The 15,098-nt window shown below is 41.5% G+C and carries 12 protein-coding genes and 1 tRNA gene; 6 read left to right on the top strand and 7 right to left on the bottom strand.

All coding sequences use genetic code 11. From position 1 onward, the window contains the following. From VMUT_RS11365 to VMUT_RS11350, 4 genes are all read right to left on the bottom strand, one after another. The gene (locus VMUT_RS11365; protein WP_013605557.1) at positions 1-1,560 is read right to left on the bottom strand and encodes a helicase HerA domain-containing protein; all 1,560 of its coding nucleotides are present in this window, start codon (positions 1,558-1,560) and stop codon (positions 1-3) included. A gap of 109 nt (positions 1,561-1,669) precedes the next feature. Then, positions 1,670-2,881: an aminotransferase-like domain-containing protein gene (locus VMUT_RS11360; RefSeq protein ID WP_048057059.1), complete on the bottom strand. Its 1,212-nt coding sequence runs from the start codon at positions 2,879-2,881 to the stop codon at positions 1,670-1,672. Positions 2,882-2,981: 100 nt separating this feature from the next. Beyond that, complete coding sequence (hemB, locus tag VMUT_RS11355; RefSeq protein ID WP_013605555.1) at positions 2,982-4,034, bottom strand: porphobilinogen synthase; 1,053 nt, start codon at positions 4,032-4,034, stop codon at positions 2,982-2,984. A 42-nt stretch (positions 4,035-4,076) separates the two neighbouring features. Next, a complete protein-coding gene (locus VMUT_RS11350; RefSeq protein WP_013605554.1) occupies positions 4,077-4,838 on the bottom strand; it encodes a hypothetical protein in 762 nt (253 codons plus the stop codon). Positions 4,839-4,949: 111 nt separating this feature from the next. Between VMUT_RS11350 and feoB the strand changes: the two genes are divergently transcribed. The 6 genes from feoB (at position 4,950) to VMUT_RS11320 (ending at position 10,936) form a co-directional block, all read left to right on the top strand. Beyond that, positions 4,950-6,938, top strand: a complete 1,989-nt coding sequence (gene feoB, locus VMUT_RS11345) for a ferrous iron transport protein B (RefSeq protein ID WP_013605553.1) — start codon at positions 4,950-4,952, stop codon at positions 6,936-6,938. Next, complete coding sequence (locus tag VMUT_RS11340) at positions 6,935-7,216, top strand: FeoA domain-containing protein (protein WP_013605552.1); 282 nt, start codon at positions 6,935-6,937, stop codon at positions 7,214-7,216. Before feoB ends, VMUT_RS11340 begins: the two co-directional genes overlap by 4 nt. 60 nt (positions 7,217-7,276) lie before the next feature. Further along, the gene (locus tag VMUT_RS11335; RefSeq protein ID WP_048057058.1) at positions 7,277-8,206 is read left to right on the top strand and encodes an alpha/beta hydrolase; all 930 of its coding nucleotides are present in this window, start codon (positions 7,277-7,279) and stop codon (positions 8,204-8,206) included. Positions 8,207-8,278: 72 nt separating this feature from the next. Next, positions 8,279-8,357: transfer RNA gene (locus VMUT_RS11330), tRNA-Trp, on the top strand. 267 nt (positions 8,358-8,624) lie between these two features. Further along, positions 8,625-10,115 (top strand): hypothetical protein, encoded by a 1,491-nt coding sequence (locus tag VMUT_RS11325; protein ID WP_237699661.1) that lies wholly within the window; start codon positions 8,625-8,627, stop codon positions 10,113-10,115. A gap of 632 nt (positions 10,116-10,747) precedes the next feature. Next, positions 10,748-10,936, top strand: a complete 189-nt coding sequence (locus tag VMUT_RS11320; RefSeq protein ID WP_048057057.1) for a hypothetical protein — start codon at positions 10,748-10,750, stop codon at positions 10,934-10,936. Positions 10,937-11,004: 68 nt separating this feature from the next. On the opposite strand, the gene VMUT_RS11315 is transcribed toward VMUT_RS11320, so the two are convergent. The 3 genes from VMUT_RS11315 to VMUT_RS11305 are packed head-to-tail and all read right to left on the bottom strand — an operon-like array spanning position 11,005 to position 15,043. After that, complete coding sequence (locus tag VMUT_RS11315; RefSeq protein WP_048057056.1) at positions 11,005-11,934, bottom strand: ABC transporter permease; 930 nt, start codon at positions 11,932-11,934, stop codon at positions 11,005-11,007. Between the two features lie 9 nt (positions 11,935-11,943). Beyond that, positions 11,944-12,957 carry an ABC transporter permease gene (locus VMUT_RS11310; protein WP_013605548.1) on the bottom strand — a complete coding sequence of 338 codons (1,014 nt, stop codon included), beginning with the start codon at positions 12,955-12,957 and terminating at the stop codon, positions 11,944-11,946. A gap of 55 nt (positions 12,958-13,012) precedes the next feature. Next, positions 13,013-15,043, bottom strand: coding sequence for an ABC transporter substrate-binding protein (locus VMUT_RS11305; RefSeq protein ID WP_013605547.1), 2,031 nt, complete (start codon positions 15,041-15,043; stop codon positions 13,013-13,015). Positions 15,044-15,098: the final 55 nt, after the last annotated feature.

Raw genomic sequence — 15,098 nt, 5'->3', positions numbered from 1 at the left:
TTACGCTATTGAACCCTTTATACAGTTAATGTTTAACCACGGAGATAGGAGAATGAACTCATTATTAAGTAGGTTCATACCCTCAGGGCAATTACTAAGCTTTAGTGAACTATTCATCCTCATAATAACCAGGTTTCCAAATTCCCTATACAGTTTCCGTGAGAATAGCCTTGTAGCAATTATGAAGAATACACCATGGGTTCTGCCAATCCTCATGCTATTAATTAATGAATTCAATAGATCCTTATTGCTCATGAGACCCTCAGCATTATCAACAATCATAATAACCCTATTATCCTTAGATCCCATGAACCACTTGGTAATGTCTTCAATGAGTATGGTCTCATATATATTCATTAATGAGTCAGGTAATTCATGAAGATCAATTACAGCAATCCTATTCTTCAATATCCTTATTGGACTAAAGATAGAAATGTCAATGTTATCGCCGCCTACATTTACCAATGCATCAAAGTAACCAGTATCCTTTAATGAATACGCAAGATCAATGGCCTTATTTATTGGTGATCGACCGATAGTATTAAGTAGTTCGGGATCCTTGATGACGCTAATGAAACTCTGAGCCGTATTAAGGGCCTTCTCATTTTCCATCATCAACGTAGTAATGACATACTTAATCTCAGGATCTAAATAATTAATAGCTCTCTCAATGAACCACCTAAACCTAATCGATAATGGCATAATACTCAACTTCCCAAAATCCTTCCTCTGGAAATCAACGTTAAATTCAATACCATCATTCTTGGACATGCTCATTGTAATTCTAGCCCTCTTACTCCGAAAGCCTAAAATACGTAACTTATCAACAATGTACTTCTTCAACTCATCAATATCTATTGGCCTATTCAACTTCATAAGATCCAGTGGTACTAATGCTGAGACATCTATGCCATCCTCAATAAGGCCCTTTGGATACTCACCAGTCCTATCAAGTATTATTATGTTTTCATAATCACCTATTGAATGTAATCCCTTAATCAATTTTTTAATGAAGAATGACTTACCGCAACCTGGCTGGCCCGTTATTAATAATCCCTTACTCAATACACTTTCATTAAGCATTATTGGTATATCATAGCCATTAATCATTGTCTTACCGAACATTAAATTACCTACTAGTCCAATAAATTCCCTAATAACATCACCACTTGGGTAAATAACTAAACTGCCGTTAACAGGTATTATAAGCAATGTTGTGTATCTGTAGGATCCGTTATTCTTAATTCGTGAAATAACGAAGTCACTAATAACCTTAATATATGTTGAGTTTGTACCCCTTATTGAAAGTGGTGGGTTGATAGTACTCTCGACTTTACTAACTCTAAGCAAGACCTCATTGTTTGTTGAGAAATCAAGAACGACTATGTACGATCCAATGAAGAGCTTACTAATCAGTTCATTATGACCAAGTCTTGAACTTATCGTTAATATCAATCTACTATTTTCATTAATGCTTCTCTCAACAGTTCCTAATATATCGCCCAATTTATTAATGCCCAACCTATCAATGGCGCTATCCTCAGAATCACCTCTCTGCATTAAGATAGGAGTTATAAAGTAGCTTATAAGGATTCGTGAAGTATTACCTCGCGGTAATTACGATGAACTCCACGTGAAACAAAATGAAAACCCATAGAAAATACTGAAACTACTGAGACAAGTACTCCCTAATGGTTAATGCTAGTCTCTTTATACCCTCAAAGATCTGCTGTGGTGTTGGGTATGTGAAGTTGAGTCTCATATCATTATGCCTATCCTCACTTGGGTAAAATGACTTACCAGGTACGTAAGCCACGCCATACTTCTTAACAGCCACGCCAAGCATTTCACCAGTATCAATCTTCTCAGGTGTTGTTAACCAAATGAACATGCCAGCCGATGGCCTGGTCCAAGTGACACCATCAGGCATGTACTCACTCAATGCTTGAAGCATTAGGTCTCTCTTCGACCTATAGATCTCCTTTATTCTCGGTATATTCCTCTCAATAATACCTCTCCTTAATAATTCAACAGCAATGTACTGATTAAGTGTTGATGTGTGCAGGTCAATGGACTGCTTAGCAAGTTCAAACCACCTAATTACCTCACTGCTTGCCGCGACCCAACCAAGCCTAAGTCCAGGTGCGGCTATCTTACTAAATGTAGATAAGTAAATCACCCTGTCCTCACTATCCATTGCCTTAAGCCTTGCTGGTGGGTGGTCATCACCAAAGTAGATATAGCCATATGGGTCATCTTCAATTATCAGTAGGTCATACCTACTGGCTATATTAAGTAATGCCTTCCTCCTTTCCATACTCATTGTAATGCCCGTTGGATTCTGCCCAGTAGGCACTACGTATATAAACTTCGGCTTAGTACCATTATCAATTATCTTCCTAATAGTATCCTCGAGAGCATCTATTTTGATGCCCTCATTATCCATGGGTATACCGATTATCCTAGGTCCATAAATCCTAAAAGCCTGTAAGGCAGCTAAGTACGTGGGGCTCTCGGTTATTATGTAATCCCCTGGATTAATGAATAACCTGCCAATTATATCAAGTGCCTCCTGACTACCAACTGTAATTATTATATTCTCAGGTTTATCGATCTTAATCCCCTCCTTATTCATGAACCTTATCAATTCCTCCCTCAATTCTAAAATGCCACCTGTTGTTCCATATTGAAGAGCCCTCTCAGCTTTTGTGGATAGCACATCTCTCGTTATTTCTATTATTTCCTTAACAGGGAAAGATGATGGATCAGGCATCCCACCTCCAAAGGATATCACGTTTTCAGTAACCCACTTCAATAATTCCCTGATTTCAGAAGCTTTCATTAGTTTTGACCTATCCGACAAGAATTGATTGAGGTCCATAGCCAGTCGTCATGTTGTGATTAAGAGGAATTTATATTGTTTTCTCTAGAATAAAAATAAGTATATTGAATAAATATTTATTTTTAGACAATAATAATGATTAAAAGAGTCGCTCAATTTCATCAAGGTAAGCAACAACATCCTTTGCAAAATACGTAATTATTAAATCTGCTCCAGCCCTCCTAATGGCAATTAAGGACTCGAGAATAGCCTTCTTCTCATCAAGCCAACCATTCATTATGGCTGCCTTGAGCATTGCATACTCACCACTTACCTGATAAGCAGCCAGCGGTATCTCTGGGAAATTCTGTTTAACAAGCCTAATAACGTCGAGAAAGAGCATTGCCGGTTTGACCATGACTATGTCGGCGCCCTCGTTAATGTCCATGACAACCTCCTTAAGGGCCTCATGGGCGTTCCTTGGGTCCATCTGGTAACTACGCCTATCGCCAAACTTAGGGGCACTAGCCGCGGCCTCCCTAAATGGACCATAGAATGAACTTGCGTACTTGGCGCTATAGGCCATTATAATGACATCACTAAAACCTGCCCTATCAAGGGCCTCCCTAATCGCCTTGACCTGCCCATCCATCATACCCGACGGCGCAACAACATCAACACCAGACTCCGCATACGTTACGGCCGTTTTTGCATAGAGCTCTATTGTTGAATCATTATCCACAACATACTTGCCATCGGACAATCTCTTAACAATGCCACAATGACCATGGTCTGTATACTCACAAAGACATACATCAGCCATTACAATGAGTTTATCCTCAAAGGAGTCCTTCAAGAACCTAATTGTCCTCTGTATTATACCATGCTCATCATATGCCGAACTACCCCACTCATCCTTATGCTCAGGTATGCCAAACAAAATAACTGACTTAATGCCAGAATTAATCAATTGATCGACAAAATTAAGTATTTTATCATTGAGCGGCCACCTATACTGCCCAGGTAATGACTTAATGGGTTCCGGCTCGTTAATATCCTCCCTAACGAATATTGGCATTACAAAGTCATCGGGCCTAAGCATCGTTTCAGCGACCATATTCCTAATGAGGACATTCGACCTAAGCCTCCTAGGCCTATTGACGGGATAATTAAACAAGTAACTCCTCAACCTAATACTTTCAGTAGTAACCACAGCATTGATGCGCCAAGCACCTGTTTAAAAACAGTGCTTCCCCTAGTCACTGGGAATAAAGAATGAGTAAATACCAAGACCAATCATGAATAAGCCCAGCATCCCAAGGGCAATCCTACCTGCATCAGCAACGACACTCCAATCACCAACGCTCTTAACAATGCCCTTATAAATGGCCAGCACTATGATAGTCTGAGCAACCCAAGAACCGAACCCGAACATGAAGCCGACAAGGAATGATAACCTGGTCGTAATCATGGGAGCAATAGCAATAGTTAATATCAAAACAATGAAGAAATCACCACCAAATGCCGCTGCCAAGCCATGTATCCATATCAACTTGTAATCCGCAGTCTTAATGTTATGATTATTCCCATGCCTCCCAAACACCAAATATGCGGCGACCCCTATCATTGTTAATCCAACAATTATGTCGACATACGGATCAAGAATCGAGGTATTAAGTAAACCCATCAACTCACCAACCAAAGCACTCATTAAGGTCCACACCAGTGTCAAGGCACCAGCAAACACGGAAACGGCGGCGACAACACCTTTTATGCTTCTCTGCATTAGACCGTAGGATACTGTGATCGGCCAAGTGTGCTCATCAGGCTTCAAGCCATGTATCACACCGACAATTAAAACCGCCAATAACCAATAAGGACCCATTGATCTAACGATATATTTAGCAAGCGGCTCAAGTATCTCGGGCATTGATAATATTGCTATAACTATGGCTGTCGATATAATACCAGCTAACAGCCATACTTTAGTGCTTGTTCTTTGCTTTTGTGTTTGCATATCATTAGGGTAGCCCTAATAGAATTTATAAACCTTACTGTTAGGGTAACCCTAATTAAGGTTACGCGAAATATTTTTAACATAGTATAAAGTTATACGATAATGCTGTAGATGTACTCATTACGGAATAAAACCATTAAGGTAATTGTTGCTGGAGTCCCAAATAGTGGTAAGTCCACCCTAGTTGGTGGGCTCAGCGGAGCCTTCATTAGAACGGCTAATTACCCAGGCACTACCGTCTCAATTAACGAAGTTAGCTATAGCGTCAAAGGAACAAGAGTGATAATGAAAGACCTACCAGGTACTTATAGTCTCAAGGCTGACATGATCGACGAAGCCGTAGCGGCTAAGGAGTTACTTCTTGGTGATTATGATGCCATTATCGTCGTCGGGTCGGCCTTAAGCCCTGAACAAACACTTTATCTATTGATCCAGGTATTAGAACTTAGTAAACCGACAATCTTAGCCCTTAATATGATGGACTTAGCAATGAAGAAAGGTATTCGCTATGATATTGATGGTCTAGAGAAAGTACTGGGAATACACGTAATACCTACAGTGGCTGTTAAGGGTTATGGATTAAGGGATATTAAAAACATGGTCCTGAAGGCCCATGAGATAGAGCTGGGTAATGCAAAGTTAGTTAATTACGATAGACTTGAGAAGTACATAGATGCCTTGGTTAACAACTTTAAGATATCACGAGGGCTTGCCGTAGAGATCCTGAGTGGTAATCCGATAACGAGAGATCTCATAAATGATGGCATAAGGCAGATAATCGAGAATGCGCGCAAGGAAATACCTAATATAGATAATTATGTGACAGAGATGCGTTGGAAAACCGTTAAATTACTTGTTAATAAATTTGTTATAAAAAGTGCTAAGGTAGCCATAAGTAAGTATGATGAGCTATTCCTAAATCCGAAATATGGACCATTACTGTCGTTATTAATTCTATTTGCCATTGCCGAAACCATATTCCTAGCCCTCGAACCACTTGTAGATTTACTATCAACAGCCCTTGGCTCGTTACCTGTCAGTAGTCTCGTTGAGTATTACGTAGGTAATGATATTTTAAGATCACTACTTCTAGATGGGGTATGGAATGGTCTTGCGACCTTAATTGACTTCATACCTTACGTTTTTGGAGTAGCGTTTCTTATAGCATTTATTGAGGATTCAGGCTTGATTACAAGAATTTCCTTCCCAATAGAGAGGTGGTTGAGAAGGATTGGCATTCCTTCGAGGGGTTTAATATACCTAATCGCTGGTTCCGGTTGTAACATACCTGCTATAACGGCTACAAGGGCCATGCCAAGCACTAGGGATAGGGTACTTACAGCGCTCATGATACCGTACATACCGTGTACCGCTAGATTCGTGATAATATCTTTAATAGCAGCTGCCGTAATACCACATTTAATGGGCCTAATTGTTGTGTTACCCTACGCTGTAGCATTAATTGGTGTAATTATGATATCAAATACCGCAAAAATACGCCTCAGGTTCATAGGTAAAGGTGTACCGTATGCCTATGAATTGCCTCCATTAACAATACCGTTGTATAAATCCTTCATTAAGAAGGTTTGGTACTATACGTATGAATTCATACTGAGGGCTGGTGTTTTAATAATAGTGTTCATAATAGTAATGTGGCTCCTATCAATAACTGGACCAAGTGGTATAATAGGTCCATCAGCCCTGAAGAATCCAGTATTACTTAAACGGACCTGGCTTGGAATAGTAGGTAGTGCAATGTCGCCATTGTTAAGCCCCATTGGTATACCTTGGCAGGTCTCCGCATCGCTTGTTTATGGATATATATTCAAGGAGGTTGTGCTGAGCACATTGGCTTTATTGTACGGTGTTGAGGAAGGAGGGCTTGCCTATGCCATTAAGTCATTTATTACCTTGCCGTCTGCCGTAGCCTTAATCGTATTCGTAACTTTCTATTCGCCATGCATCGCAACTTTCATTACCGAAAGTAGAATTGTTGGTGTAAAGCTCACCATAATAAATACCATTTTACAATTCATACTAGCGTTGACATTGGCATACATCGCATATTACCTGGCACTATTCATGGTGATTGCATTATGAGTAGTAATGATTATTTATCAATAAATAGCGTACCTAACAATTCAATAGTTAAGATTGTTAAGGTGAGTAGTGAGAGGCTCAGGGATTTAGGGCTGAGTGATGGGTCCATCGTAAGGGTGCTGATAAGCACACCATGTGGTCCAGCGCTCATCCAGAGGGAAGATGGATCAGTAATAGTTCTTGATTCAGATGCCGCATCGAACACTCTGGTGTCTATAATAATGGCACCACAAGGAGTTAGGCATAGACATAGGTGGAGGTGGGGATGGAAGCATTAATACGTTAATTTAATACCTATATAGAACAAATACTTTAGAGCTTCAGCACACATTGATAATGTGCCTTTGGATCCCGCGGTTGGGAGAGTCCTTGAGGAGCTGAACAAGGTAATGCCACAAATGACGAAAATACCCCTTAGTGAGTTCAGGAAAATGTTTAGGGCATTCTTCGCATCGCAATCAAGAAGATCCATCTACAAGGTATATGATATAACGATACCAGGTACAGAAGCTAAGATACCGGTTAGGATTTACGTTCCCAGAGAAGGCACTGATCTCGGCATACTCGTTTACTTCCACGGCGGTGGTTTCGTACTTGGCGATGTTGAAACCTACGACCCATTATGCAGAGAATTAGCGGTCGCCTGTGATTGTGTAGTTGTTTCTGTGGATTATAGGTTAGCTCCCGAACATAAGTTCCCAGCAGCAGTTATTGACTCCTTCGACTCGACGAAGTGGGTTCTTGAGCATGCCAGGGAAATCAATGGTGACCCAGAGAAGGTGGCTGTCGGTGGCGATAGCGCCGGTGGTAATTTAGCCGCTGTGGTAGCTATAATGGCTAGGGACCAGGGACTAAAACCAAGCCTTAAGTACCAAGTACTAATAAACCCATTTGTCGGCGTTGATCCAGCATCATACACAATCAGAGAATACTCAACGGGACTATTCCTAGAACGTGAGGCAATGGCGTTCTTCAACAAAGCTTACCTAAGGAGTCCAGCTGACGCCTTCGACCCAAGATTCTCACCAATACTCATCGACAATCTGAGCAACCTACCACCAGCTTTAATAATAACCTCGGAGTATGACCCACTAAGAGATTCGGCAGAAACCTACGCCGCAAAACTCGCCGAGTCTGGCGTACCAACAATAGTCGTAAGATTCAACGGAGTAACCCATGGATTCTACGGATTCCCAATACCACACGCAAAGGCAGCGGTAGGACTAATAGGGACAACACTAAGACAAGCATTCTACGGCAAATACTAATCGCAGAACAAAACCGTATCAAATATTGGTCATGATGCAAAAAACATAAAAAACTACAATATACAGAAAAATGGGCCCGTAGCTCAGCAAGGTCCAGAGCGGCGGGCTCCAGACCCGTAGGTCGTGGGTTCAAATCCCACCGGGCCCACCAAATTAATGGTCAATTCCTCCTTACCATGCATATAGGCACGGGCCACCGTGCATATACCAGTATATATACGTGGCTATAACTAATTAAGCCTCCAGTGCACCAGTGGTTTGTTACCTACGCCGCAATGACTCTTAAATATTAAATCATAATTAAACCCAGACCCATGTTCATGTGGGTAGAATTTAAAAACTCTATAGAAAACTCTATAGTATTATAGCGTTTATGAAGACGGGTATCTCTAAATGGGTCTGGGTGGGTGTGGTAGTGGTGGTTGTTATAGTGGCTGCTGTGGCTGGCATTGTAACCACGCATAAACCAGCAACCACTGCGCCATCCACCACACCCACTACAGCAACCGTTAATTTTAATGTGGCTCCGCTGAGTGTTCCCATTTATGTTGTCGGCCCTGTTAGCCTCGTTGAGGAATTGGCCTCAGTTAGCGTTAATGCTTCCTTAATCAAGCCCATACCGCTTAACGCCCTACCCAGCTTACCTAACGGTAGCGTTGTTTTGGTTTACTGGCCTTTTATTAGCGGTGACGTTATTGTTGGGGATTCTGGGAGGGTGTACGTTGTTAACTTAACAAGCCCAGTATTCGGCTACCTGGCTTCAACGCTGGCTAGGGGAGGCATTGTTGGCATTTACGCAAACGCCAGCCTAGAGAATGTTGTCGAGTTCACGCTAGCATACGTATGGGCAAGGGCGGTGAACAATACGGCAATCGCTGGCGCAGGGCTAATAGACTACATGTTCGCATACCCAACAATACCAGTAAATGCGAAGGAACCAATGATAATCGTAGCCAGGTGGGTAAAGCCGAGAGGATTAGTGATAGGGCCAATATACCTAAGCCAACTACAGCAATTCATAGTAAACACAATGAAGCTTGTTAACGCGCCCCCAACCATTAACGGAGTCATCGACAACGAGGACCCATGCTATGCGGAGTATCAACAGTACACATCCCAACAGGGGACAGGGGTGTACACGAATGGTGAAAGCACACTAATATGGGCAGCACCAATGTTCTATGGTACAAGCGACAACGGTGTACAAGCCTACTACGATGGCAATGGTACATTCTACTGGGACACATGCCTAGCCGTAGGTAACTCAATATATGAGGTGCAGTATCCTGGGTATGCTCCAGCCTACTACCTACCAGCCCAAATTGTCGGCTATGGGGATTACTACGAGAACTCAACGATGTATAATAGTTCCTGGAATCCACCACCGACATCTAGTACATCCAGTTACACAGTATCATTTGGCATTACGGTTACAGGTATCCCATCATTATCCGTCGGCATTTCATTACCTTCAGGTACCAGTGAGAGCATCAGCGACTCACAAAACTCGGCCGCAGAAACAAGCCTACCTAGTGTTTCTATTATACAGGTGTCCAACATAACGTGGACATTCAACATATATCAATCTGCTCAAGCCGGTTTTCCAAATGCTTTTGAAGACATAACACCAGTCAACATATTCCTACCGAACTTTAATCAACTACAATCATATTATATTGTTTTTAATGTCGACTTCGAGAATTACGCCGTCACCTCTCAGGTTTTATGTGGATACTACACCACAGAGACCATTTGGGCCGACGTGGAATGGGACATTAATGTAGTGCCTCAATCAGCTACAACGGCGAACGTGACGGGAAGCCCGTCCATGTTAAACGCGTTACCTAACTACCCGTACGTATCGGGAGTATCGTCAAGCTTAGTATGGACTCCCTGCCCACCCTCTTAACGAACATTATCATTAGGTTAAAGCCTTAGGTCTCGATATGTTGAGAATTTTTAAGATTGCATGCAGTTCAGGGACGCGTATGGGTGGCGTTAATAAAAGGCCTAATAAGAGGATTGGTCCGAGACTTAATGGCTAGGTTTTTGCGTTTAATGAGGGTAGCGCGATTGTTGACAATGTTAAGATACCCGTTGAGGTGGCTAAGGTGTTAAGCGGCTGCTCATTAACAGGATATGCGGTTAGGGTTCGGCCATCATTGCGGCTATTGGTCACTTGGCTTCATCACCCCTATTCTCCTCCCCGTGCCATCTACGGGACTAACTTCCCCTCGAGGACGCGGGAAGTTTCACTTCCTCTACCTCCCCCAATAAATCTAATAAGCCAACCTCCTACAAGTTTGGCGTGATACTACTGTTAGTATTTCTGCTAAGGGAATTTGCATTACTTAACTGCCTTATCTGTGCTCAGTGACGCCTGGGCTCATCAGGTGTTCAGGCAAGGCTGAAGTCATCACATGATTTAACCATTATGTGCCCTATTTAAAGTATTTTTACGTTATTACAGTCGGTTTAGTTTTCTCTTTCTGAATCCTGTATATTAAGGTTTATAGTTCTTAGTGGAGTTGTTGATTGCGTATGGAATTGCCTGAGGCTTTAGTTGAAGCGCTTAGGAGGAGGGGTTTAGACATTGACTATGTTATTGATGCCTTGGTGGTGAGAAAGGACTTGGTGAACCGATGCCGATTTACCTGTAAGTCTAACCTAATCAATATTTACTTGTCATTAAGAAATCAAATAAATATCGTATCACTCATTTTAATTTAAGCTTATGATGAGTCCCTAGACCCTGAGACTTGATGAAGGACATCCTTACTGATTTCTGCTTACATGACTCACGCTGTTATACCACCGCTTGTTATGTACTCTGATATTCCATCACCGAGTAGTGCAAGTCCTATTACTACTATTGTTATTACTACTCCGGGTATTATCGCGTACCACCATGCTGGTGCCGGAAAGTATTGAAAACCCTCTGACACTAATCTACCCCATTCTGGGTATGGTGGTGGTACTCCAAAACCTAGGAAGCTTATTATTGAGTATGACAGTATTACGTTTCCCAAGTCTATTGTTGCGTAGGAAATGACTGGTGTCAGTACATTTGGGAATATGTGTTTAAATACTATACTTATTGTGCTTGAGCCTGAAAGCCTTGCAGCATCGATGAAGTGCTGTGTCTTCACTCTAAGAGTCTCAGCTCTGAAGAGCCTTGCATAAGTTGGCCACCAGACAACCATTAGGGCTATTGCTGCATTTATGGCGCCTCTGCCTATGGCTGCCTCTACAGCAAGTGCAAGGATTATTGCTGGAAATGCCAAAAACATGTCAGTAACTCTCATGCCAGCTTCTTCAACATACTTACCGAAATATCCAGAGATCATACCTATTAGACCTCCTATGAGAACTGCCGAACCCACAACTAGAATTGATATTAATGCTTCGGTTGGTGTACCATAGAGTATTTCGCTAAATAAGTCCCTACCTAGATTGTCAGTACCGAATAAATGAGTAATAGATGGCGGTTTAAAGGCAGCAATGTATTTAACCGCAAAGGGATTATAGGGTAGTAGTGCCCATCCAAGTGCAGGATTATGGAGGACCATACCTAGTAATTGCAGAATACCCTCTATTATTGCCCAGCCGTAGAATACTACCGTTATTATAAAGCCAATAAGTGTTGGTGGATTATGGATCATGTAAGTCATAAATAATCTCAGTGCTGAAGGTTTACGTTCTTTGACAATAGTAACTTGGATTGCCATGTTGGGTCACTACTCAAGTTTTATTCTAGGGTCTACAATGGCGTATAGTATATCGGCTATTAAATTTAGTATGACTACACCAATGGCTACTATAAACGTTCCAGCCATTACTAAGGGGTAATCCTGCTGGTAAAGGGCTTGTGTTAGTAGCCATCCCATTCCTGTCCATGAGAATACATCCTCAATAACAACAGCTCCTGCAAGTAACGAAGCAAATGTTAATGCTAGAATTGTTATTGCCGGTATAAGTGCATTCCTTAGCATGTGTCTAAAAACAATGTCTCTTTCCCTAAGTCCCTTCATTATTGCTGTTCTTATGAAAGGTTTTGAAGCAATGTCGATCATACCATTCCTAATGAGTCTTGATATTATACCAAATGCCACAAGAGCCAGCGCAGTAGCCGGTAAAATTAGATGCCTAAGGCTTGACCAGAAGTATATCCAATCACCCTCAATTAATGCGTCAATTGTGGGCATACCGGTTATTGGTTTTGGTGGAGATAATAATGGATTTGCTAACCCAGTGGCTGGCAAGAGTTTCAATCCATATGCTATTGCTAATTGGAGAAGCATTGCAACAAGGAATGGTGGCATTGACCAAGTTACTAGATAGAATGCCCTAATTGTATAATCCGTTGGTGTATTCCTATGTACAGCAGCTATAGCGCCCGTTAAAATACCTATTATTACTATTACGATCATGGCAAATATCGTAAGTTCAAGAGTCCTTGGGAAGTAAACGTCTATTAACTGTATTATTGGTTGATGGTACATGGGATCCTCACCCCAATTCCCTTGAAGTACAGTTACTAGAAAGTAGTAGAATTGAACATAAACAGGGTCATTCAAGTGATACTCCCTAGTTATTGCCTCAACTATTGAGGGTACAGGATGTGGACCTGCCCACGCAACTGCCGGATTTGGAGTTATTACATGAGTTATTATAAACATTATGAAAATCACACCAAGCACAGTAATGACCATATTTATACTTCTCCTAATTAGAAAAGATGCAAGGCCCATTATTACAAAAAATAATAATTAATTTTTAAGTTTAACTCACTTATATATAAATTGACTATGAACTGCCTGTTATTGTATATATTGGTGTGTAGTTTATACAAGTACCTGTTCCATTATAGAAGTACATTGTTGGGTAGTAGAATCCAGTTATCAATGGATTAACCAGTATGCCACATACATATTTATACGTAAAACCATAGAATGCCGGCTCATATAACCATATATATGGCACATCCTTATATACCTGAGCGTAGATTTGTTCCATAAGCCCGACTCTCTGTGTTATATTTGTCGTAAATACTGCCTCTGTGGTTAAAGTATTGACTAGTGAATTATTGTACCAAGCCTCATTGCCTGTAATACCTCCAAAATCAACATTGAGTATGAACCAAGCCTCCTGAGCTACTGGATCCCACCAATCTGGGTACCAATCAAGCAGGAAGAAACCTGGATATTGCGGAGATGTTGGCGGATTCTCCATGGCAGAAACCAAGTAACTCACTGGTACGCCCTCAAGTATTACATTGACACCAATGTTACTGAGCATTTGCTGTATCATTTGAACCTCTTGTGTGAATGTTAAGTCAGTGCTTATGTACCATAAATGCACAGTTAATGGCTTACCGTTTGGATTTATCACAGTCCCATTTGGTAATGTAAGCTGGAATCCGGCACTTGCCAATAATTCAATTGCCTTATTTGGATCATAAGGATATGGCGGTAAATTACCTGGGTTGTAGTATGGATTAGGTGGATATGGCGGTATTGGACCTAGGTATGGCGCGCCAAATCCCTTTAATACTGTGTCTATTATTTCTGTGGTATTAATTGCATATGCAAAGGCTTCCCTCACCACAGTTAAGTTGTATGGGTATCTCTGTGTGTCAAATACTAGGAATACATCACCCCCTGACCAAATAGGTCCATACATGACCACGTTTGGTATTGATAAAACCGTTGATAAATATATTGGTGGTGGTGATTCATGTGGACTGGGATCTATCGCTTGTGCAGATCCTGTCTTAAATGCTAATATTTCTTCGTCAAAACTTGTGTAGTACTTAATGACTATATTCTGAATATGGGCTGGCGTAAGCATGAAGTTTGGTGGGTTCTTTGCAGCCCAGTAATTTGGATTAGCCGTTAGTACTATTTCCTCACCAGGTATGTACTGCTTAAGTGTATATGGCCCACTGCAAAGCATGTTTGTGCTTAGATAGGATGTTGTTGAGTCTGGCTGTACGCCACCATTTTGATCAACGAATGTTGGATCAACGATCATCGCCCAGGAACCAGACATTACGCCTAGGTAGTCATAATATGGCGCTAGCAGGTTGAATTGTATTTCATATGGTCCCTTAACCACTGCTGCCTGGTCTGGGTATTCCATTAGTTCCACTATTGATTGATTATGCACATTAAAGTTGCTTAGTACATTGGCTAGGGCGTAGGCACACTCCTCCTCATAACCAGTTAGGTTGGTCTGTGGGTTCGGGAACTGAAGACCAAAGATCTGCTCCATAGCACGACAAACACCCCAGGGAGTAGCATATCCAGTCACACTGGCCGTTGTCCCGTTGTATAGCAAGTCGAGGAAATTGAATGCGCCAAATTGGTTCATGACTATTGACCTATAGATGCTGAACCAAACCGTTGTTGCATTTATTTGATCGCCATTCTGGAAATAAGCTCCCTGCCTTATGTAGAAGGTCCAGTTAAGGTAATTACTGGATATTGTCCAGTTGTAGGCTAAAGATGGTAGGAATGTCGATGGGTCCGTGCCATTAAATATCACTAGTGTTTGATAGCATGAATATAATACCTCCATGTCCTGAGTGTATGCAGCTATTGCTGGGTCTAGGCTATCTGGTGGTGTCGTCTCTGCAACAATCAGTGTATTATTCGATGGCGGCGTTATTGTGGTAGTCGTCGTTGGAGTAACCGTTGTAACATTCGAAGGCGTGACGGGTTTTGAGACCTTGGTGGGTGGTTTATATAACATATAGGCCGCCACACCAATCACTATTATCACTATAATTACTGCAATTGCTACTGTCGCGCTTTTTGATAGACCCTTTCTCATCATATTACTAACTATAATTATTAATTAGTTTTTAAGTTTTCCATGTTCAATTCAATTA

It is taken from the genome of Vulcanisaeta moutnovskia 768-28 (genome assembly GCF_000190315.1).
Taxonomy (GTDB): Archaea; Thermoproteota; Thermoprotei; order Thermoproteales; family Thermocladiaceae; genus Vulcanisaeta; species Vulcanisaeta moutnovskia.
The sequence above is the reverse complement of the archived record's forward strand: the minus strand, read 5'-3'. Positions and strand labels throughout refer to the sequence as shown.

Excerpts from the sequence above, each read along its gene's own strand:
- VMUT_RS11365 (WP_013605557.1), bottom strand. The coding sequence starts at position 1,560 with ATGCAGAGAGGTGATTCTGAGGATAGCGCCATTGATAGGTTGGGCATT.
- VMUT_RS11360 (WP_048057059.1), bottom strand. The coding sequence starts at position 2,881 with ATGGACCTCAATCAATTCTTGTCGGATAGGTCAAAACTAATGAAAGCT.
- VMUT_RS11350 (WP_013605554.1), bottom strand. The coding sequence starts at position 4,838 with ATGCAAACACAAAAGCAAAGAACAAGCACTAAAGTATGGCTGTTAGCT.
- feoB (WP_013605553.1), top strand. The coding sequence starts at position 4,950 with ATGTACTCATTACGGAATAAAACCATTAAGGTAATTGTTGCTGGAGTC.
- VMUT_RS11340 (WP_013605552.1), top strand. The coding sequence starts at position 6,935 with ATGAGTAGTAATGATTATTTATCAATAAATAGCGTACCTAACAATTCA.
- VMUT_RS11320 (WP_048057057.1), top strand. The coding sequence starts at position 10,748 with ATGGAATTGCCTGAGGCTTTAGTTGAAGCGCTTAGGAGGAGGGGTTTA.
- VMUT_RS11315 (WP_048057056.1), bottom strand. The coding sequence starts at position 11,934 with ATGGCAATCCAAGTTACTATTGTCAAAGAACGTAAACCTTCAGCACTG.
- VMUT_RS11310 (WP_013605548.1), bottom strand. The coding sequence starts at position 12,957 with ATGGGCCTTGCATCTTTTCTAATTAGGAGAAGTATAAATATGGTCATT.
- VMUT_RS11305 (WP_013605547.1), bottom strand. The coding sequence starts at position 15,043 with ATGATGAGAAAGGGTCTATCAAAAAGCGCGACAGTAGCAATTGCAGTA.